The sequence below is a fragment of the Mycobacterium botniense genome, assembly GCF_010723305.1.
GTDB lineage: Bacteria > Actinomycetota > Actinomycetes > Mycobacteriales > Mycobacteriaceae > Mycobacterium > Mycobacterium botniense.
Map to the genome: position 1 here is coordinate 942,581 of NZ_BLKW01000004.1, position 20,349 is coordinate 962,929.

The 20,349-nt window shown below is 66.5% G+C and carries 18 protein-coding genes; 11 read left to right on the forward strand and 7 right to left on the reverse strand.

Features of this window, described 5'->3' with window-relative positions:
* Positions 1-30 precede the first annotated feature (30 nt).
* Positions 31-1,416: a class II 3-deoxy-7-phosphoheptulonate synthase gene (locus G6N08_RS14415; RefSeq protein ID WP_163758361.1), complete on the forward strand. Its 1,386-nt coding sequence runs from the start codon at positions 31-33 to the stop codon at positions 1,414-1,416.
* Positions 1,417-1,503: 87 nt separating this feature from the next.
* Here G6N08_RS14415 and G6N08_RS14420 read toward each other — a convergent pair whose 3' ends face one another.
* Entirely contained in the window at positions 1,504-2,727 is a 1,224-nt protein-coding gene (locus G6N08_RS14420; protein WP_163758363.1) for a protein kinase domain-containing protein, read from the reverse strand.
* 80 nt (positions 2,728-2,807) lie between these two features.
* On the opposite strand from G6N08_RS14420, the gene G6N08_RS14425 reads away from it, so the two are divergent.
* Positions 2,808-3,212: an Rv2175c family DNA-binding protein gene (locus G6N08_RS14425; RefSeq protein ID WP_218033382.1), complete on the forward strand. Its 405-nt coding sequence runs from the start codon at positions 2,808-2,810 to the stop codon at positions 3,210-3,212.
* Positions 3,213-3,240: 28 nt separating this feature from the next.
* Here G6N08_RS14425 and G6N08_RS14430 read toward each other — a convergent pair whose 3' ends face one another.
* Together G6N08_RS14430 and idsA2 are read right to left on the reverse strand one after the other, a co-directional pair.
* Positions 3,241-4,779: an alpha-(1->6)-mannopyranosyltransferase A gene (locus G6N08_RS14430; RefSeq protein ID WP_163758367.1), complete on the reverse strand. Its 1,539-nt coding sequence runs from the start codon at positions 4,777-4,779 to the stop codon at positions 3,241-3,243.
* A gap of 5 nt (positions 4,780-4,784) precedes the next feature.
* A complete protein-coding gene (idsA2, locus tag G6N08_RS14435) occupies positions 4,785-5,834 on the reverse strand; it encodes a bifunctional (2E,6E)-farnesyl/geranyl diphosphate synthase (protein WP_163758369.1) in 1,050 nt (349 codons plus the stop codon).
* A gap of 357 nt (positions 5,835-6,191) precedes the next feature.
* Between idsA2 and G6N08_RS14440 the strand changes: the two genes are divergently transcribed.
* Entirely contained in the window at positions 6,192-7,082 is an 891-nt protein-coding gene (locus G6N08_RS14440) for a mycobacterial-type methylenetetrahydrofolate reductase (protein ID WP_163758372.1), read from the forward strand.
* A 10-nt stretch (positions 7,083-7,092) separates the two neighbouring features.
* Here G6N08_RS14440 and G6N08_RS14445 read toward each other — a convergent pair whose 3' ends face one another.
* Together G6N08_RS14445 and G6N08_RS14450 are read right to left on the reverse strand one after the other, a co-directional pair.
* Positions 7,093-7,770, reverse strand: coding sequence for an LppM family (lipo)protein (locus G6N08_RS14445; protein WP_163760652.1), 678 nt, complete (start codon positions 7,768-7,770; stop codon positions 7,093-7,095).
* A gap of 111 nt (positions 7,771-7,881) precedes the next feature.
* Entirely contained in the window at positions 7,882-8,481 is a 600-nt protein-coding gene (locus tag G6N08_RS14450) for a GNAT family N-acetyltransferase (protein ID WP_163760654.1), read from the reverse strand.
* Positions 8,482-8,698: 217 nt separating this feature from the next.
* Here G6N08_RS14450 and G6N08_RS14455 point away from each other — a divergent pair, with 217 nt between their 5' ends.
* The 5 genes from G6N08_RS14455 to G6N08_RS14475 all read left to right on the forward strand — a co-directional run bounded on the left by G6N08_RS14455 (position 8,699) and on the right by G6N08_RS14475 (position 14,187).
* Positions 8,699-9,091 (forward strand): SCO2097 family morphological protein, encoded by a 393-nt coding sequence (locus tag G6N08_RS14455; RefSeq protein WP_163758374.1) that lies wholly within the window; start codon positions 8,699-8,701, stop codon positions 9,089-9,091.
* A 369-nt stretch (positions 9,092-9,460) separates the two neighbouring features.
* Positions 9,461-9,895 (forward strand): division/cell wall cluster transcriptional repressor MraZ, encoded by a 435-nt coding sequence (gene mraZ, locus G6N08_RS14460; protein WP_163758376.1) that lies wholly within the window; start codon positions 9,461-9,463, stop codon positions 9,893-9,895.
* A gap of 133 nt (positions 9,896-10,028) precedes the next feature.
* Positions 10,029-11,039, forward strand: coding sequence for a 16S rRNA (cytosine(1402)-N(4))-methyltransferase RsmH (rsmH, locus tag G6N08_RS14465; protein WP_371869032.1), 1,011 nt, complete (start codon positions 10,029-10,031; stop codon positions 11,037-11,039).
* Positions 11,039-12,166, forward strand: coding sequence for a cell division protein FtsL (gene ftsL / locus G6N08_RS20255; RefSeq protein ID WP_246216766.1), 1,128 nt, complete (start codon positions 11,039-11,041; stop codon positions 12,164-12,166). The genes rsmH and ftsL overlap by 1 nt, the downstream gene beginning before the upstream one ends.
* 107 nt (positions 12,167-12,273) lie before the next feature.
* Positions 12,274-14,187: a peptidoglycan D,D-transpeptidase FtsI family protein gene (locus tag G6N08_RS14475; protein ID WP_371869063.1), complete on the forward strand. Its 1,914-nt coding sequence runs from the start codon at positions 12,274-12,276 to the stop codon at positions 14,185-14,187.
* Positions 14,188-14,286: 99 nt separating this feature from the next.
* On the opposite strand, the gene G6N08_RS14480 is transcribed toward G6N08_RS14475, so the two are convergent.
* Together G6N08_RS14480 and G6N08_RS14485 are read right to left on the reverse strand one after the other, a co-directional pair.
* The gene (locus G6N08_RS14480; protein ID WP_163756971.1) at positions 14,287-14,475 is read right to left on the reverse strand and encodes a hypothetical protein; all 189 of its coding nucleotides are present in this window, start codon (positions 14,473-14,475) and stop codon (positions 14,287-14,289) included.
* 5 nt (positions 14,476-14,480) lie between these two features.
* A complete protein-coding gene (locus G6N08_RS14485; RefSeq protein ID WP_163758382.1) occupies positions 14,481-15,935 on the reverse strand; it encodes an NAD(P)/FAD-dependent oxidoreductase in 1,455 nt (484 codons plus the stop codon).
* Between the two features lie 187 nt (positions 15,936-16,122).
* On the opposite strand from G6N08_RS14485, the gene G6N08_RS14490 reads away from it, so the two are divergent.
* The 3 genes from G6N08_RS14490 to mraY are packed head-to-tail and all read left to right on the forward strand — an operon-like array spanning position 16,123 to position 20,349.
* Positions 16,123-17,706 carry a UDP-N-acetylmuramoyl-L-alanyl-D-glutamate--2,6-diaminopimelate ligase gene (locus tag G6N08_RS14490; protein WP_246216849.1) on the forward strand — a complete coding sequence of 528 codons (1,584 nt, stop codon included), beginning with the start codon at positions 16,123-16,125 and terminating at the stop codon, positions 17,704-17,706.
* A gap of 46 nt (positions 17,707-17,752) precedes the next feature.
* A complete protein-coding gene (locus G6N08_RS14495; RefSeq protein ID WP_163758384.1) occupies positions 17,753-19,273 on the forward strand; it encodes a UDP-N-acetylmuramoyl-tripeptide--D-alanyl-D-alanine ligase in 1,521 nt (506 codons plus the stop codon).
* Positions 19,270-20,349, forward strand: a complete 1,080-nt coding sequence (gene mraY, locus G6N08_RS14500; RefSeq protein ID WP_163758386.1) for a phospho-N-acetylmuramoyl-pentapeptide-transferase — start codon at positions 19,270-19,272, stop codon at positions 20,347-20,349. The genes G6N08_RS14495 and mraY overlap by 4 nt, the downstream gene beginning before the upstream one ends.

A 20,349-nucleotide genomic window follows, 5' to 3' on the forward strand; every position in this document is an offset into this window, starting at 1 on the left:
ATCAGCTAACTCGCCGGTTACCATGGACCGATGAACTGGACCGTCGACATCCCCATCGACCAGCTGCCGGCGCTGCCGCCGCTGCCTCCGGAACTGCGGGTGCGGCTGGACGCCGCGTTAGCTAAACCGGCCGCCCAGCAACCCAGCTGGTCCGCTGAGGAGGCCAGGGCGATGCGGACGGTCCTGGAAAGCGTGCCGCCGGTGACGGTGCCCTCCGAGATCGTGCGGCTGCGCGGCCTGCTGGGCCAGGTCGCCAACGGTGAGGCGTTTCTGCTGCAGGGCGGCGACTGCGCGGAGACCTTCGTGGACAACACCGAGCCGCACATCCGCGGCAATATCCGCACTCTGCTGCAAATGGCGGTGGTGTTGACCTACGGGGCCAGCATGCCGGTGGTGAAGGTGGCCCGCATCGCGGGACAGTACGCCAAACCTCGATCGGCTGACATCGACGCGTTGGGCTTGCGCTCCTACCGCGGGGATATGATCAACAGCTTCGCTCCGGATGCCGCTGCGCGCGAACACGACCCGTCACGATTGGTGCGCGCCTACGCCAACGCCAGCGCGGCAATGAACCTCGTTCGGGCGCTGACGACGTCGGGGCTGGCGTCGCTGCACCTGGTGCACGACTGGAACCAGGAATTCGTCCGGACGTGCCCCGCCGGCGCGCGTTATGAAGCGCTGGCCACCGAGATCGACCGCGGTCTGCGGTTCATGAGCGCGTGCGGGGTGGCTGACCGCAATCTGCAGACCGCCGAAATCTACGCTAGCCATGAGGCTTTGGTGCTCGACTACGAGCGCGCGATGCTGCGTCTGTCCGACGAAGAAGGGGACCCCCAGCTCTACGATCTGTCCGCGCACTACTTGTGGATAGGGGAGCGCACCCGTCAACTCGACGGTGCCCACATCGCGTTTGCCGAGGTGATCTCCAACCCGATCGGTGTCAAGATGGGGCCGACGATGACCCCGGAGCTGGCGGTGGAATACGTCGAGCGGCTTGATCCCCACAACACACCGGGGCGACTGACACTGGTAAGCCGGCTGGGTAACAACAAGGTGCGTGATCTGCTACCGCCGATCGTCGAGAAGGTCCAGGGCACTGGGCATAAGGTGATCTGGCAGTGTGATCCGATGCACGGCAACACCCACGAGTCGTCAACAGGCTATAAGACAAGGCATTTCGACCGTATTGTCGACGAAGTGCAGGGCTTCTTCGAGGTGCACCGGGCGCTGGGGACCCACCCGGGCGGTATTCATGTCGAGATCACCGGGGAGGATGTCACCGAATGTCTTGGTGGTGCTCAAGATATTTCAGACTCCGACCTGGCTGGCCGGTACGAGACCGCGTGCGATCCCCGGCTGAACACCCAGCAGTCGCTCGAGTTGGCGTTCCTGGTCGCTGAAATGCTGCGTGACTGACATCCGCTGCGAGCGTGCGTGTTTGCACACCGACACGCCGCAATCGGTGGCATTGCATGCACGCTCGCGAGGGGTTCTCGCGAGAGGTTACAGCAGCGCGCTCAGATTGCTGCCGATCGTCCACGCCGCGGCGGCGACCAGGCCGGTGACTGCGAGCACGACCGCCACCCAAATCAGCACCATCCGTTGGGCGTGCTGCCGCGCCGCAACGAATTCACTCATCTCGATACCGGCGAACGTGCCTGACAAGAAGCGGTATTCGTGCTCGTACGGTGTATGGGGCTCCTCCGGCCAAGCCCCGGGCACCCGGGTGAGCCGGCGAGTGGGATGACGTCTTGGGGTAGGGGCGGCCTGCCGCGGCTCGCGGTCAGTGGTCTGGTGCCCATCCAAGCCGCTGTCATAGAGCGCGGCCGAACGATGCTGGGCGGAGTCCCGCGGCGCGGGTACCCGAAACGCCGGCAGCGCCAACTCGGCGGCGATCGCGTCCAGTTCAGCACCCATCGCGATCGCGTCGGCGTATCGCTCACCGGGATCCCGGGCTGTCGCGCGGGCCACTAATTCATCGAATTGCCCGGGCACGCCGTCGATTGTGCTGCTGGGCGCTGGTACGTCGGCATCAAGACGTTGGTAGGCGATCGACAATGCCGAGTCGCCGCGGAACGGTGTCTGGCCGGTCAACAGCTCGTAGACGAGAATGCCGGCTGCGTACACATCGCTGCGGGGAGTGGCGTTCCCGTCGCGAACCTGCTCAGGTGACAAATAGGCCGCGGTGCCGAGAATGACGCTGGCCGAGGTGATTCCCGCTGCGGCGACAGCCCGGACGAGGCCGAAGTCGGCAATCTTCACCTCGCCGTCGTCGGAGATCAGCACGTTCTCGGGTTTGACGTCGCGATGGACCAGTCCCGCCCGGTGGGCGGTGGCCAGCCCGCGCAGCACCGGCCGCAACACCGCGGCCACCGCATGCGGTGGCATCGGGCCACGTTCGACCAGCAGCTCGCGCAGGGTGCCGCCCTCGATCAGCTCCATCACCAAAAACGGGTGCCGGGCGTCCAGGCCCTGGTCGTAGACCGCGACCAGGGCGGGATCCTTCAACCGGGCGACGGCGCGGGCCTCGAGCTGAAAGCGAGTCAGGAACTGATCGTCGCCGGCGTAGCGCGAGTCCAAGACTTTCAGTGCGACGGGGCGGTCCAAACGGACGTCCAGGCCACGGTAGACCGTCGAGGTGCCGCCGGCGCCGATCGGAGCCAGAACCCGGTAGCGCCCCTCCAGCATCGCACCGACCAGGGCGTCTCCCGTCACGGCTTCCGTCACGAGGCCATCGTAGGTGCCGGTGTGCTCACGGTGTGCGAACGTGTACACATAGCGTCGGCATGAGTTCTACACTGGGCGCGGTGAGTAGCATTCCGGCCGGTGAGGACGTACTGGACCCCGACGAACCCACGTATGATCTGCCCGGGGTCGCCAAGCTGCTCGGGGTATCGGTCAGCAGAGTGCATCAGCAACTGCGGGAGGGTCACCTGGTCGCGATACGGCGCGGCGGTGACGTGGTGGTGCCCCGGGTCTTTTTCACCGAATCCGGGGAGGTGGTCAAGAGCCTGCCGGGCCTGTTGACGATCCTGCATGACGGCGGCTACCGCGACACCGAGATAATGCGCTGGTTGTTCACCCCGGACCCGTCGTTGACCATCACCCGTGACGGGACGCGCGATGCCGTCACTAACGCCCGCCCGGTGGACGCCTTGCATGCCCATCAGGCCCGCGAAGTTGTGCGCCGAGCGCAGGCGATGGCCTATTAGCTGACCTCGTTGAGGTGGCCTCTTTAATCTAGCGGGGCGTCGCCGGCTGGGCGGCGGTTTCGCCCGACGGCGCTGGCGCGCGGTACAGCGTATACCACGCGAGGGCTGCGCACGCGGTCGCCAGTGACACATGGATCCAGGAGTACATCCCATGCGCGCCATCGGGTTTGAAGATCACCATGATCCAGGTGGAGAAGCCGGCGAGGGCTGCCAGTGCGGTGCGCGACTGCGCTAGCGGCGCGATCACCGCAAGCGGCCAGCTGTAGTACCAGGGCAGTGCAGCGGGCACGAATAACACCACGATGAACATCGACCACGCGATTCCGCTCAGCACCGCGCGATCGTCGTGGCGGAATCGCCACCACAGCACCGGCAGCGAGGCGGCAATAATCACGATCCCGACGATCCTCGTGACGTGCAGCACGGCGTAGAAGTTGACGGGGAACAGCCATCCACCGACCGCGTGGACCAGATTCGCCGTCGCGGTCGGCACCGTCAGCCAGTTGATGATTTTCACCGACCCCGCCAGCGCGTTGAGCCACCCGAGACCGACCCCTGCCACCGCGGAGAGCACAGCGAAGACGACGACGAAGATCAGTACACAGGTCGCGGCGGCCGTCGCGAATGCCCGCAGCGGACGATCCCCGCGACCGTCGCGCAGATGACGCGTCCACACCCACACCAGAAACGGCAGCGCAATCCCGGCAGTGGCCTTCACCGCGACCGCGACGGCGACCAGGCTGATGCCCGCGACATGGTGACGACCGAAAGTGAGTGCGATCCCCGCGGCCATCAAACCCACCATCAACATCTCGTTGTGCACGCCACCCATCAAATGGATGATGACCAGCGGATTGAGCACGCAGATCCACAGCGCAGTGGGTCCGTCGGCGCCAAGATGGCGGGCCATTCGCGGAGCCGCCCAAATGAGCAGCGCCAGACCGGGCAGCATGCACAAGCGCAGCAGCAGTGTCCCGGCGATCACGTGGTTGCCGACGAGGATTGTGACGAGCTTGGCGACCAGAATGAACGCCGGACCGTATGGCGCAGTGGTAATTGTCCAAATCGGACTGACGTTGTCCAGCAAGGCATTCGGGTTATCGACTGGAGCGACCACATAGGGGTCAAAGCCGTCGCGCAGCAGCGCGCCCTGGGCGAGATAGGAGTAGGTGTCGCGGCTGAAGACCGGCACCGACAGCAGCAGCGGCGCCAGCCAGAAACAGGTGGTGACCACCACGGCGTAGCCGGTCGCGTCGCCGCCGATGACCCGCCGCCCCAGCGCCAGCCAGGCGATGAGCATGAGCGCGACCCCCGACCACAGCAGTATCGACGACAGCACCAAGCCGTGGCCGAATCGCAGCCAGGACAGATGAATCGACTCAAGCAACGGGTCGTGCGGCTTGGTGCTGCCGGCCCCCAGCCCGCCTGTGGTGATCAGCGTCGAGCCGAGGAAACCCCATCGGGCCGGCCGGGCCTCGGCAGTGGTGGCAAATCCGCGTAGGCGTGAAATTTGTTGGCTCACAACGGCTGCCGGGCGGAAAGCGGGAGTCGGTGTCGACGCGGACATACGGCTCAAGAGGACCGGTTCACAGCCAGCCTGGCGAGGTCGGACAGCCCCGTCTTGGCCGCCGCAGTGATGGGCGCGGCCTGCAGCGTGGCCAGCGCCCGGCGGGTAAGGGCACCGATGCGGTCTTCGACCGCGTCCAGCGCACCGACCCTCGCAATGACCTCGCGCAACTCACTGACGTGCGCATCAGACAGCTCGCTCCCCACTGAGCGACGTAGGAATTTGGCCGCCAAAGGATCCGACTTTTCGGCCAATTCCAGGGCCTCGGCTATCAATACGGTGCGCTTGCCGGAACGCAAGTCGTCGCCGGATGGTTTTCCGGTGACAGCGGGATCCCCGAACACTCCCAGCACATCGTCTCGAAGTTGGAACGCCACGCCTAGATCGTTGCCGATTTGGTGGAAGACCGTGTGCACATCGGGCCGATCCGCTGCCGCGGCCAATCCCAGCTGCAGCGGTCGCGCGACTGTGTAGGCAGCGGTTTTGAACGTGTTGACAGTCATCGCCGAGGTGATCGAGAGCGCGTCACTGGCTTCGGCGACGATATCGAGGTACTGCCCGCCCAGCACTTCGGTGCGGAGGTCAGCCCAGACTCGCCACACCCGGTGGTGGGCGTCGGGCGGCAGGTCAACCCTGGAGACGATATCGTCGGCCCAGGCCAGCGCCAGGTCGCCGAGCAGGATAGCGGACGCCACCCCGAAGCTCTCCGGTGAGCCGCGCCAGCGCCGCGCCCGGTGCAACTCGGCGAATCTCAGGTGGGTGGCCGGTCGGCCGCGGCGGGTCGCGGAACCGTCAATGATGTCGTCGTGTACCAGCGCACACGCGTGCAGCAGCTCCAGCGCGGAAAACAGCAGCAGCACTTGCGTATCGGGATCTTGGGTTGAGACCGCGCGCCAGCCCCAGTAGGCGAACGCCGGACGCAGCCGTTTGCCACCGCTGAGCACAAACTCTTCGAGGCCGGCGACAAGCCCGTCGAAGTCGCTTCCGATGTAGGCGGTCTCGCGGCGGCGGCCGTGCAAATACCTCCGCAGTTGTTCGGTGATGACGCCGGCCAACTCCGCGGTCGCCGGTGTGTCGACGCTCAGTGCGGCGCCCCTTTCCGCCGTCGGTGGCCCTGAATTGCGAAAGTTCTCGGTTCATCCAGCGTAGAGGGTAAAGCTCGGTGCGCTTGCCCGGCTTGTGAACCGCCGCCGGTTGCTTCGACAGGCTCACTATCTGGCACTTATGCTGTCGGATGACGTGCACCAGTTCACCGGGCAGCGGGAGGGACTGCGTCCTCGACAGCATCGGTGAGGCCGGCAGGGAGCGGTGCAGTTTCGGTCCGGCGGGCAGCAATGCGTCGCGACGGAAAGGGCTGCGGCCCTCACGCTGTCGCGCCACGGGAAGAAGTCGTCCGATAAGGAGTAGCCAAGGTGACTCTGAACACCGTCGCACTGGAGCTGGTGCCGCCGAATGTGGAACACGGTGTGGAGCAGGCGGCCGAAGAGGCCCGCAAGGTGGTGCAACTGTCCGCGGAATCCGGCCTCGATGGCCGGATCGGCCACGTCATGATCCCCGGGATGATCGCCGAAGAGGCCGATCGGCCGGTCGAGATGAAGCCGAAGCTGGATGTGCTTGAGTTCTGGTCGCTCATCAATCCGGTGCTGTCCGTGAAGGGGCTGTGTACCCAGGTCACGGCTTTCATGGATGAGCACTCCCTGCGCCGGCGCCTCGCCGATCTGTGCGCCGCCGGCATGGAGGGCGTCGTTTTCGTCGGGGTACCGCGCACCATGCACGACGGTGAGGGATCCGGCGTCGCGCCGACCGATGCCTTGTCGATCTACCGTGACGTGGTCGACAACCGCGGCGTGATCTTGATCCCCACGCGCGCGGGTGAGCAGGGCCGGTTCGGTTTCAAATGCGAGCGCGGCGCTAACTTCGCGCTCACCCAGTTGCTGTATTCCGACGCGATTGTGGGCTTTCTGACGGAATTTGCCCGGAACACCGATCACCGGCCCGAGATCCTGCTCTCATTCGGATTTGTGCCGAAGGTGGAAAACCGGATCGGATTGATCAAGTGGCTGATCCAGGATCCGGGCAACGCTGCCGTGGCCGCTGAGCAGGAGTTCGTGACAACACTGGCGGAGAGCGAACCCGCCCGCAAGCGCCAGCTCATGGTCGATCTGTACAAACGCGTCATAGACGGGGTCGCAGAGCTCGGTTTCCCGCTGAGCGTGCATTTCGAGGCGACGTACGGTGTTTCCGCGGCGGCGTTCCAGACCTTCGCCGAGATGCTCGCCTATTGGGCGCCCGACCGCTGCTGACCCGCAGGCCTCACCGCGACGCCTGATCACCCGATTCGGTGAACCGCGGCGAGCGGTCGCGGGCCAGCCACGCCAGCAGCGCCACCACCCCTGCGACCGCGAACGAGGCGATGCCCAGCCACAGCGCCGCCCTGGTGAACGAGCGGGTACTGGGGTCGGTGTAGCGGGCTTGCGCGCTCATGGTGCTCACGGCGCCCGGTTTGAGCTTCCACTCCACCACCTCAGGATCGACCCGCTCGCCGTTGGTGGAGGTCACCGGGCCGGGAAACGAGACGCTCAGCTCGACGTCGGCGTCGGGGTCACTCAACGACGTCAGGTCGGCCCGGCCCTCGAGGATCACCAGGTTGCCGGCCCGGCGCAGCGACAGGTTCACCCCGGCGGCATCGGGATTCATATTCGCCAGCTGCGGCAACTCGGCGAAAGTCAAATCCGAAAAGACCGCCTGCGAACCGACATAACCATCGCTGTCATATTTCGACACCGCTACTTTTTGGCTGAAGGGCACGTTGTTGGGATCGAGCTGCGGGCCGGTGTCCTTGGTGTTGCGTGGTTTTGCCGCGGCGATGATCTGCCCGGATACCAGGTCGTCGGGGGAGACCGTGATCGACGCCTTGATCCGCACGCAACCAGCGACCAGGGGCACGAGCACCACCAGCAGCGCGGCAGCCAGCACCCGCTGGCGCCCGATGCACCCGCGGACGACGGACCGGAGAACACTGGCGCGCACCAGGTCATCGTGCCAGACCGGTGTCCCCGATGCGCTGCCGCCATCGCTGCAGCCGTGCACACATTCAGCGCGTCACAGCGGCAGCTTTCGGCCCAGAATCGCAAAGGCTCGCGGATCGCCGGCGAAGTAGTAGCCGCGGATGATGTCGGTGAAGCCCAATCGGCGGTACAACCGCCACGCCCGGTTGGTCTCGCCGTTGGCCTCCGGGGTCGAGAGCAGGACGTAGGCTTCCCCACGCCCGGCGAGGAGTCGCCGGGCCAGTGCCTCACCCAGCCCATGGCCCTGGGCCCGGGGATGGATATGTAATTCGGTCAACTCGAAATAGCTGGCCATCAGCTGGTTTATCTCGGGGTCGGTGAAGCCGCCGCGCTGCAAGCCGAGCACAACTTGCTGCTGCCACCACTGATCGGGCGCCCCGCAGTATCCATAGGCCACGCCGACCAAGGGTGCGCTGCTCAGTTCCGCGGCCGACGGTGCGTCGCCGGGGCGGCTATCGACCTCGACTGCCGCCACCGCCTGCCAGCCGTGTCTTTGTGTGTGTTCCAGCCACATAGCCGCCCGCTGGTTTTCGGTGCCGCGGGGGTAGCGCATTGCGTCGACGTACACCCCCAGGGCATCATCAAGGCGGCGCTGCATATCGTGCGGCTGCAGATCGATGAGGAATGTCGCCAACTCGCGGTGTCCTCCTCGGGCGCTGATCCGCTGCGGTGATTCCCCCATTATCGGAGTGCGCGGCGGCTGCCGACCGCCAAACCGTCGCCGCTAGAATCGGCCTACGAACCAGTGGTACGGCGCAGACTGACCTCGTATCATCTCAAGTAGTTGCCCACACTAGGGTGCGCACGTGCTCTCGGCAGCCACGTGACAGGTTTTCGGCAAGGAGGGACGAATGCCACTCTCCGATCATGAGCAGCGGATGCTCGAGCAGATCGAGAGCGCTCTCTACGCCGAAGACCCCAAGTTCGCGTCAAGTGTTCGTGGCGTGGGGTTGCACGCGCCCACAACCCGGCGGCGGGTGCAAGGCACGGGGCTGTTCGTCATCGGTCTGGGGATGCTGGTGTCCGGTGTGGCGTTCAAAGCCACGATGATCGGCAGCTTCCCGATCCTTTCGGTTTTCGGATTTGTCGTGATGTTCGCCGGTGTGGTGTTCGCCATCACCGGTCCGCGGCTGCCCGGGCAGCGGGACCGCTCCGGCGGAGCGCGGAAAGGTCGTGCCAAGGGTGGGGGCAGCACCTTCACCAGTCGCATGGAGGACCGCTTCCGCCGCCGCTTCAACGAATAGCGGCCGGGTTTCCACGGGGTAGCCAGGTGCGCTACCCCGTTTTTGTCGTGTCCTTGTCCTTGTCGTGTTTTTGTCGTGGTTTTTGTCGTGCGGGGATGAGGGCGCGGATGAGGCCGCGGCCCGGGCGTGGCGCCGGCAGGCTTTCCCCACAACGCCCCACTGAGCCCGTTCCAGGGCTCTGAACAGGAAATTTTTTCCGCGATGGGTTCGCAATCGGGTAGGTAACGGCTGTGTGCGAAGCCACGGCAGCACGGCTGTAGCAGGAAAGATACCAATCCTTCTCTAGCGATATGGAGCAAAGTGGGGGATAGTGGGGTATGGTGGCAGAGAACGGAATGCGGAGCCTGAGGTGGGGCGGGAGGTGGCCAGGTGTTTCTGGGGACCTACACGCCCAAGCTCGATGACAAAGGGCGGCTGACGCTGCCCGCCAAGTTCCGCGACGCGCTGGCAGGAGGATTGATGGTCACCAAAAGCCAAGACCACAGTCTGGCTGTCTACCCGCGCGCGGAGTTCGAGCAGTTGGCCCGCCGACTGGCCGACAAGGCCAAGCGCAACAACCCGGAGGCGCGCGCCTTCCTGCGCAACCTTGCCGCCGGCACCGACGAGCAGCATCCGGACGCCCAAGGCCGGATCACGTTGTCGGCCGATCATCGCCGCTATGCCAACTTGTCCAAAGACTGTGTGGTGATCGGGGCGGTCGACTACCTCGAGATCTGGGACGCGCAGGCCTGGCAGGACTACCAGCAGACCCACGAAGAGAACTTCTCCGCAGCCAGCGATGAAGCACTCGGCGACATCATCTGAGGCTTGCGCCCGTGCAACGTGGCCTCTGCCCGAACCGGCCCTGGCGTACTTCCCCAACGCCAGGTTCGCGCTGTCGGACAGGGACCTCGATGCAGGGGCGGCCCGCCGGGCTGCTCGACGGGAAGGTGTTGCCGTGGCCGATGACTCAGCCGATTTCGGTCATGTGCCCGTGCTGCTGGAACGGTGCGTCGCGCTGCTGGCCCCGGCACTGACCCGGCAGCATCCGGACGGATCGGGCACGGTTTTGGTGGATGCCACCATCGGCGCCGGCGGGCACGCCGAGCGCGTCCTCACCGAACTGCCCGGTGTGCGGCTCATCGGGCTGGACCGGGACCCCAGCGCCGTGCAGATCGCACGCACCCGGTTGGCACGATTTTCGGCGCGGATCACCCTGGCGCGGAGACGGTATGACGACATCATCGCTGTGCTGAATGAATCTGGTTATGCTGCAACAGAATCAGTCGATGCTGTGCTCTTCGACCTGGGTGTTTCATCGATGCAGCTCGACCGGGCCGAGCGGGGTTTCTCCTATGCCCAGGACGCACCGCTGGACATGCGGATGGACCCTGACACCTCCCTGACCGCAGCCGACATCCTCAACACGTACGACGAAACCGCCCTCGTCGAGATCCTGCACCGCTACGGTGAGGAGAGGTTCGCTCGCCGCATCGCCGCACACATCGTCCGTCGCCGTGCACGTCAACCGTTCACCTCGACTGGAGAGCTGGTTGAGCTTATCTACCAAGCTATCCCGGCCCCGGCCCGGCGCAGCGGAGGGCATCCGGCCAAGCGCACGTTTCAAGCGCTGCGTATTGCCGTCAATGATGAGCTGGAGTCGCTGCGGCGCGCTCTGCCCGCCACGCTGGACGCGCTGAAGGTCGGCGGGCGCATCGTGGTGCTGTCTTATCAATCGCTCGAGGACCGCATCGTCAAACGCGTGTTCACCGACGCCGCCAGCTCTCGCACACCGGTGGCTCTCCCGGTCGAATTGCCCGGCCACAGGCCCCGATTCCGTTTGGTGACCCGCGGCGCCGAACACGCTGATGCCGCTGAAATCGACCGCAACCCGCGCAGCGCGCCGGTGCGCTTGCGGGCGCTGCAACGAGTGGAGCCGGGACCGCCGGGTGCAAGGAGGGGCGACTGATGACGGGCAAGCGTGAAACGCCTGTAGGGCGCCGCGGCGATCGTCGTGGTGGCCACGGTGATGCCCACCGGAAGAGTGCTCTGCGGCCGGCCGATCCACCGCCGCGCCGCGCCCGGGCGCGGCGCGGAAAGGCCGGGGCGCCGGACCGCGGTCCCCGCGTGGCCCGGTCCGGACCGCAGACCGCGCCACTGCTCCGCCCCGCTGAGCGGCAGGCCCGGCCGACAAGCACCAGCCAGGCCAAAGCGCGCGCGAAGGCCCGAAAAGCCAAGGCGCCCAAGCTTGTTCGAGCTCCTCTGCGTGATCGTGTGGCCGCCCGGCTGGCGTCGATTGACCTGCGGCCACGCACCCTGGCCGCCAAGGTGCCGTTTGTGGTGTTAGTGATCGGTTCGCTGGGTATCGGGTTGGGCCTCACACTGTGGTTATCCACGGACTCCGCAGAGCGTTCCTATCAGCTTGGGAAGGCCAGGACGAAAAACCAAATACTGCAGCAGCAAAAGGAAGCACTCGAGCGCGATGTGCTACAAGCCCAATCTGCTCCGGCGCTGGCTGAAGCGGCCCGCAAATTGGGGATGATCCCGACCAAAGACACCGCTCATCTCATCCAAGATCCCACCGGCAACTGGGTCGTGGTCGGCACCCCCAAGCCGGCCGAGGGGATGCCGCTTCCGCCGCTGAACACCAAGTTGCCCGACGAGAAGCCCGCACCGCCTCCGCCACCTCCGGCTGAAGTGCCGGTACGGGTGTCGCCCCGCGCCGGCGTGCCCACACCGCGGACGGGCTCGGGACCAGAGGTGCTGGTGCGCGCCCCCGACGGTGCGACGACACTGGGTACCCAGCATCTGCCCGGCCGGTCCGGATCCACCGCAGCGGCGCCGTTGCCCGGTCCGTTGCCCGCAGGTCGCGGAATCCCCCCGAACGCCGCTGCGGCGCCGACCCCACCGGGGGCCGTGGTGTTCCCGCCGGCCATACCGGGCTCGCCCGCCGCTGTACCCTCGGCGCCCACCCCGCTGCCGGCACCCGGCGCCGCGCCGTCCGCGACCGGTGCAGGTGCCGGCGCTCCCGAAACAGCGGTGCGCGCCGAGCAGTTCGGTCCGGTCATCGTCGCGACCCCGGGTACGGCGAGGTGAGCCGCGGCGACCGTCGGCGGAGCCGCCCGTCACAGCCGAACCGGCGCGGGCGTCGCCCCACGCCGCAACGATCAGATGAACTGCGTGGCCACTACCGATTGAGGGCGATCCGGAAATCCGCGCAGCCCGCGGCACCGCAGCCGACGGCACGCAGCATCACCACGCCGGGTCACTCGGCTCGGAAACAGCGGACCCGCCACGCGGTGAACGTGGGGATGCGCAGCGCATCGTTCGTCTTCCGGCATCGAGTCGGTAACACCGTGATTTTCCTGGCGCTGCTGGTGGCGGCCGCCCAGCTGTTTTACCTGCAGGTGCCCCGCGCCGCCGGGCTGCGCGCCGAGGCTGCCGGACAGCTCAAGGTGACCGACGTCGAAAAAGCGGTGCGCGGGGCCATCGTCGACCGCAACAACGACCGGCTCGCGTTCACCATCGAAGCGCGCGCGCTGACCTTCCAGCCGCGCAAAATCCGCAAGCAACTGGCTGAAGCCAAGCAGAAGACCCCGGCTGCGCCCGACCCGCAGCAGCGGCTGCGCGAGATCGCGCAGGAAGTTTCGGCCCGGCTGAACAACAAACCAGACCGCGCCACCGTACTGAAGAAACTGCAAAGTAACGAGACCTTCGTCTATCTGGCCCGCGCCGTCGACCCGGCCATCGCGACCGCGATCACCACCAAATACCCTGAGGTCGGCGCGGAACGGCAGGATCTGCGCCAATATCCCGGGGGGTCATTGGCGGCCAATATCGTCGGCGGCATCGATTGGGACGGCCACGGGCTGCTGGGCCTGGAAGACTCCATGGACGCCGTGTTGGCCGGGACCGACGGGTCGGTCACCTACGACCGCGGATCCGACGGAGTGGTGATCCCGGGCAGCTACCGCAACCGCCACAGGGCTGTCAATGGCTCGACGGTGCAGCTCACCATCGACAACGACATCCAGTTTTACGTGCAGCAGCAGGTTCAGCAGGCCAAGAACCTCTCGGGTGCCCGCAACGTCTCGGCTGTCGTGCTGGACGCCAAGACCGGCGAGGTATTGGCCATGGCCAACGACAACACCTTCGACCCCTCGCAAGACATCGGCCGTCAGGGAGACAAACAGCTGGGGAACATCGCGGTGTCCTCACCGTATGAACCGGGCTCGGTGAACAAGGTGGTCACCGCGTCCGCGGTCATCGAATACGGGCTGACTAATCCCGACGAGGTGCTCTCGGTGCCCGGCTCGATCCACATGGGCGGTGTCACGGTGCACGATGCCTGGAACCACGGGGTGATGCGCTACACCACGACCGGGGTGTTCGGCAAGTCGTCGAACGTGGGCACGCTGATGCTGGCGCAACGCGTCGGCCCGGAACGCTACTACGACATGCTCAAGAGGTTCGGGCTCGGTCAGCGCACCGGTGTCGGACTGCCCGGTGAGAGCGCGGGTCTGGTGCCGCCGATCGACCAGTGGTCGGGTAGTACCTTCTCGAATCTGCCTATCGGGCAGGGTCTTTCGATGACACTCCTACAGATGACCGGGATGTATCAGACCATCGCCAACGATGGAGTGCGGATTCCGCCGCGGATCGTCAAGGCCACCATCGCCCCGGACGGCACCCGCACCGAAGAGCCGCGTCCCGGCGGAGTTCGCGTGGTGTCCCCGCAGACCGCGCAAACGGTGCGGAACATGCTGCGCGCGGTCGTGCAGCGCGATCCGCGCGGCTACCAGCAGGGCACCGGGCCGGCGGCCGCGGTCGACGGTTATCAAATCGCCGGCAAAACCGGTACCGCCCAGCAGATCAACCCGGCCTGTGGCTGCTATTTCGACGACGTGTACTGGATCACGTTCGCCGGCATGGCGCCCGCCGACGACCCGCGCTATGTCATCGGGATGATGATGGACAACCCGCAGCGGGCCGCCGACGGGTCACCGGGCTCCTCAGCCGCCCCGCTGTTTCACAACATCGCATCCTGGCTCATGCGGCGCGAAAACATCCCGCTTTCCCCCGATCCCGGGCCGCCGCTGACCTTACAGGAGGTGTAGGGCGCGCGGTCGGCGGAGTTCGTCGTGGTGTCGGCGACAGGGCGCGATATGTGTTGTGCTGGCGACTGAGCGCCGATGTGACCGGGAATCGATTCGCGGCTAACCGTGTCCGCGAAAGATGATCCGCATCATCCTCAGGTTGATGCACGCGAAACGTCCCAACTGCACGAAAAAGTTCTGGCGCATCCGCAGCTTGGCAGGTGTGGGCAACGGGGCGCCGGCGATGCGTTCGGCGGTCCGAATGTTCACTTCCGAGTCGGTGTCGTCGTCCATACGAGCGCCTTTCATTGCGGTCATTCTGGTATCAGCCACCAGAACGGCCTGGCTTTGGCCTTGTAGATGAACAGGTGGTGCAACATCAGCTTGATCCAGTGGCCGGCCAGGCCGAGTTCGCCCGACGTGCCGGTGATATCGCGACCGGTCTGCGGGTACTTCACCGGGTCGGGAACAACCGGGAACATTGTCATCGCCGCGGCCGAACCGGTGCGCACGCCGGTGCCGGCCGAGGCGACGCATGCGGCGCCCATCGTCGCCATCGAGGCGCGGCGAGCGGGAGCCTGGGCGTTTTTGATGCGGTCGCGGATGGTCTGCGCGACCGTTTTGGCCATGATGCCCGACGGCATCCCGGTACGTGGCGGGCTGGGCGTGATGACCGTCCCGTTGGCGCTTTTGCGCGGCCGGGAGATCGGGTGCGGCGGCGCGAACGCGATGCCGGGCGCGAAGATATTGGGATAGGCCGGCGACTCGTAGGTGTGCGGCCAGTCATCGGCGGACCATTGGTCGTACGGTTTGCCCGAGTAGTCGGCATCGACCTTGAGAAAGCCCGAGGACGCGAACAGGGTGGACGTGATGTCATTGCCCTCGCTGTCGTAGGCGGTGAGGGACACCCCCCGAAACGGCGGCAGCAGCATGGCGAAGTCGAAGCCCAGGATGTGCTCGGAGCCGTCAAGCTGCTCGTAACGCAGCTTGCCGTCCATCACCTCGTGCACGGCGGCCTGTGTGATGGCCTTGACGCCGCGCTCACGGAACAGCGACTCGGTCCACATCCGGCTGGACTGCACAAAGCCCTTCTCGACGAACTGCATGCCGTCGACACCGAAGTCGCCCAGTTCGTATTCATTGGTCAGGTAGTAGATCTCGGCCAGGTCGCGGACCCCGGCCGCACGCAGCGCGTGCTCGACGTTGAAGACGTACTCGAACGCCGCGCCCTCGCAGGTGCAGGTGCCGTGTCCGACTCCGATGACCAGACGTTGTTTTTCCCCGGCCTTCAGCTTGGCGATGACCTGCTCGAGCGCCTTGGCCGTCTCGGCGGCGTGCTCGGCGGTGCACACCGAATAGGAATGGCCCCCAGGGCCGAGGCCGGGTGTCGCGGCGAAGTTCAGCTGCGGGCCGGTGGCGTTGATGAGGTAGTCGTAGGTGAGGTGAGCGGTTTCGCCGCGGCGCGCCGGATCGGTGTAGGTGAAGTCCACCGACGGCGACGGCTGTTCACGCGTGCCCTCGGGTCGGATCGCGGTGGCAAACCCCTGGTGAAAGATGATGCCCTTGCGCTGGTAGATCGGTTTGAGCGGAACCAGTACCTGCGACGGTTGCATCCGGCCGACACCAACCCAGATGTTCGATGGAATCCAGTTCCAGTCGGCGTTCGGCGAAACCACGACGACCTCGTGTTTGCGGGGTAACCATCGGCGCAGGTAAAGCGCGGCGGTGTGTCCCGCAATGCCGGCGCCGAGGATGACGACTCGTGCCATTGACGCTCCTCGATTCTCACTGAGCTCACCGGATGAGGTGACTCGACTGACAGTGTATTACCCCTAGGGGTATCTGTGCGAGGGTGGATTGGCGTCACCCCGCAGCCTGGACCGCCAGCGCCTGATCGAGCAGCCGTGCTGGCGCCGCAGTTCACGTCGATTCAGCGTCGTGGTTGATCACGATAGGGTGTCAGGGCTGAAATCCTGTCGACGGCAGTGCGACAGACGGGAGGTGATATCCGTGCCCACTGCGCTTCGCCCCGGCGTCGGCGCCGGTGTGCCGTTGGCGGCGCTGGCCGAGCAGGTCGGGGCAGTCCCCGCCGGCGGTAGCGTGGTTCCGGATGTGCGGATCACCGGTGTGACGCTGAGGGCCCAAGACGCGCAGCCGGGTGACTTGTTTGCGGCGCTGGCCGGGTCGACCACGCACGGGGCACGCTACGCCGCTGAGGCGGTCGCGGGCGGTGCCGTCGCGATCCTCACCGATGCGGTCGGTGTTGCCGAAATCAACAGTAGCGCAAGCAAAGACGTACCGATACTGATCCACCCCGCGCCGCGCACGGTGGTCGGCGGACTGGCCGACACCGTGTACGGACATCCGTCCGAGCGTCTGGTCGTCATCGGGGTCACCGGAACGTCGGGCAAGACCACTACCACCTACCTGGTCGAAGCCGGTCTGCGAGCTGCCGGACGGACGGCGGGGCTGATCGGCACCATCGGAATCCGCATCGCCGGCGCCGATATCCCCACTACGCTGACCACGCCGGAGGCACCTGCCCTGCAGGCGCTGCTGGCGGTGATGGCCGACCGCGGCGTCGACAGCGTCGTGATGGAGGTGTCCAGCCACGCGCTGACATTGGGCCGTGTCGACGGGGTGCGGTTCGCGGTCGGCGGTTTCACCAACCTGTCTCGCGATCATCTCGACTTTCACTCCAGCATGGCCGAGTACTTCGAGGCCAAGGCGCGGTTGTTCGACCCGGGTTCGCCGTTGCACGCCAAAACCGCGGTGGTCTGCGTCGACGACGACGCGGGCCGGGCGATGGCTGCGCGTGCCGGCGAGGCGATCACCGTGAGCGCGGAAAACCAGCCCGCGGACTGGCGTGCCGAAGATATCGGCCCCCTCGGCGCCAGCGGTCAGCAATTCACCGCCATCGATCCCGCCGGCGTCCATCACCGGATCGGTATTCGGTTGCCGGGCCGCTACAACGTCGCCAACTGTCTTGTCGCACTGGCGATTCTCGATACCGTCAACGTCTCTCCGGAACAGGCGGCCGGCGGACTGCGCGAAACCCGGGTACCCGGTCGGCTGGAAGAAATCGATCGCGGCCAAGACTTTCTCGCGCTGGTCGACTACGCCCATAAGCCGGGCGCGCTGCGCGCGGTGCTGCAGAGCTTGCGCCGCCCGGACAGCCGCCTGGCGGTCGTGTTCGGGGCCGGCGGCGAGCGGGACTCCGGCAAACGCGGCCCGATGGGCAAGATCGCCGCGGAACTGGCCGATCTGGTCGTCATCACCGACGACAACCCGCGCAGTGAGGATCCTGCGGCGATCCGTCGCGCCATCCTCGCCGGTGCGGCCGAGGCGGGCGGTGACGCCGAACTTGTGGAGATCGCCGACCGGCGCGCGGCGATCCGGCACGCAGTGGCCTGGGCACGCCCGGGTGACGTGGTGCTGGTCACCGGCAAAGGCCACGAAACCGGGCAGAGTTGTGGTGGGCGCACCCGCCCGTTCGATGACCGGGTGGAACTCGCCGCAGCGCTCGAGGCCTGCACATGACCGCCGCCGGGGATGCAGCCCGACACGACCAGCAGGAGCGCCGCCGGTGATCGATCTGAGCGTGGCCCAGATCGCCGAGATCGTGGGCGGTGAGCTGGCCGATATCTCGCCACAGGCCGCTGCGGCCACGCGCGTCACTGGGACCGTCGAATTTGACTCGCGCAGAACGACTCCCGGCGGTTTGTTTGTGGCGTTGCCGGGGGCGCGTGCGGATGGCCACGACCACGCGGCGGTGGCGGTGGCGGGCGGTGCGGTTGCCGTGTTGGCTGCGCGCCCGGTCGGGGTGCCCGCCATCGTGGTCCGCCCGCGGTCGCACCCCAGCTCTGACGCGCACCCCGGGGTGCTCGAGCACGACGCCGACGGGTCGGGCGCGGCGGTGTTGGCTGCGCTGGCAAACCTGGCCAGCGCGGTCGCCGCCGAGCTGATTGCCCGGGGGCTGACCGTCATCGGGATCACCGGTTCATCGGGCAAGACCTCGACCAAAGACCTGCTGGCCGCGGCGCTGCGCCCGTTGGGTGCGGTGGTGGCCCCGCCGGGGTCGTTTAACAACGAGTTAGGCCATCCCTGGACGGTGCTGCGGGCCACCGGCGACACCGATTACTTGGTTCTGGAGCTCTCAGCGCGTCATCCCGGCAACATCGCTGCGCTGGCGGCCATCGCACCACCCGCGGTGGGAGTGGTGCTCAACGTGGGGACCGCGCATCTGGGCGAATTCGGCTCACGGGAAGCCATTGCAGCAACGAAAGCTGAGCTGCCACAATCTATTTCAGAACACGGAGTGGTTGTACTCAATGTCGACGACCCGGCGGTGGCGGCGATGGCCGGCGCAACGGCGGCCCGGGTGGTGCGGGTCAGCCGCGCCGCAAGCACCGCCGCCGGGCCCAGCGACGTGTGGGCCGGGCCGGTGACCCTCGACGAGCTGGCCAGGGCACGCTTCACGCTGCACGCCGGTGACGACACCGCCGCGGTCAGCCTTCGCCTCAGCGGCGATCACCAGGTCAGCAACGCGCTGTGCGCGGCCGCGGCCGCACTGGAATGCGGCGCCGACATCCACCAGGTCGCCGAGGCACTGTCTGCCGCGGGCCCGGTGTCGCAGCACCGGATGCAGGTGGTTACTCGCGCTGACGGGGTAACCGTCATCGACGACGCCTACAACGCCAACCCGGATTCGATGCGGGCCGGGTTGCAGGCGTTGGTGTGGATCGCCCGTCGAAGCGGTCGGCGGCGCCGCAGCTGGGCGGTGCTGGGCGAGATGGCCGAACTCGGTGACGACACGATTCGCGAGCATGATCGCATCGGACGGCTGGCGGTGCGCTTAGATGTGTCTCGACTCGTCGTTGTCGGTACCGGGAGGTCGATGAGCGCCATGCACCACGGCGCGGTCATGGAAGGTTCGTGGGGCGGTGAGGTCAGCGCCGTCGCTGACGCCGACGCTGCGCTGGCGCTGTTGCGCGCCGAACTGCGGCCCGGCGACGTGGTGCTGGTGAAAGCGTCGAACGCGGCTGGGCTGGGGGCGCTTGCCGACGCGCTGGTCGCCGAGACCGGCGCCAGGAAACCCGGCCAATGATCGAGATCCTCATCGCCGTCGCGATAGCGCTGACGGTGTCAATTCTGTTGACGCCCGCGCTGATTCGGATTTTCTCGAAACAGGGATTCGGCCATGAGATCCGCGAGGACGGCCCACCCACCCACAAGACCAAACGCGGTACACCGTCGATGGGCGGGGTCGCGATCCTGGCCGGAATCTGGGTGTCCTACCTGGGCACCCACCTCGCCGGCCTGGCGTTCGGGGGCACGGGACCCTCGGCCTCCGGCCTGCTGGTGCTGTTTTTGGCCACCGCGCTGGGGGCGGTCGGATTCGTCGACGACCTGATCAAGATCCGCCGGTCGCGCAACCTCGGGTTGAACAAAACGGCCAAGACAGTTGGGCAGATCAGCGCCGCGGTCGTGTTCGGGGTGTTGGCGTTGCAGTTCCGCAACGCGGCGGGGCTGACACCGGCCAGCCCCGACCTGTCCTACGTGCGCGAGATCGCCACCGTGACGTTGGCTCCCGCGCTTTTCGTGCTGTTCTGCGTGCTCATGGTGAGCGCGTGGTCCAATGCGGTCAACTTCACCGACGGCCTGGACGGACTGGCCGGCGGCAGCATGGCGATGGTCACCGCCGCCTATGTGCTGATCACGTTCTGGCAGTACCGCAACGCCTGCGCGACGCAGCCGGGCCTCGGTTGCTATAACGTCCGCGATCCCCTGGATTTGGCGCTGATCGCGGCGGCGACCGCGGGGGCGTGTGTCGGATTTTTGTGGTGGAATGCTGCACCGGCCAGAATCTTCATGGGTGACACCGGATCTCTGGCGCTGGGCGGTATCATCGCGGGGCTGGCCGTCACCAGCCGCACCGAGATCCTCGCCGTCGTGCTGGGTTCGCTGTTCGTCGCCGAAATCACCTCCGTTGTGCTACAGATCCTGGCTTTTCGCACCACAGGCCGGCGAGTGTTCCGGATGGCGCCCTTCCACCACCATTTCGAACTGGTCGGCTGGGCCGAAACCACCGTGATCATCCGGTTCTGGCTGCTCACAGCAATCACCTGCGGGCTGGGCGTGGCACTGTTCTACGGTGAGTGGCTGGCCACCATCGGTGGGTGA

Bases quoted from the DNA above. Each gene is read 5' to 3' on its own strand.
- G6N08_RS14455 (WP_163758374.1), top strand. From the start codon at position 8,699: ATGCCACTCTCCGATCATGAGCAGCGGATGCTCGAGCAGATCGAGAGC.
- ftsL (WP_246216766.1), top strand. From the start codon at position 11,039: ATGACGGGCAAGCGTGAAACGCCTGTAGGGCGCCGCGGCGATCGTCGT.
- mraY (WP_163758386.1), top strand. From the start codon at position 19,270: ATGATCGAGATCCTCATCGCCGTCGCGATAGCGCTGACGGTGTCAATT.
- G6N08_RS14430 (WP_163758367.1), bottom strand. From the start codon at position 4,779: ATGTCCGCGTCGACACCGACTCCCGCTTTCCGCCCGGCAGCCGTTGTG.
- G6N08_RS14415 (WP_163758361.1), top strand. From the start codon at position 31: ATGAACTGGACCGTCGACATCCCCATCGACCAGCTGCCGGCGCTGCCG.
- G6N08_RS14485 (WP_163758382.1), bottom strand. From the start codon at position 15,935: ATGGCACGAGTCGTCATCCTCGGCGCCGGCATTGCGGGACACACCGCC.
- G6N08_RS14480 (WP_163756971.1), bottom strand. From the start codon at position 14,475: ATGAAAGGCGCTCGTATGGACGACGACACCGACTCGGAAGTGAACATT.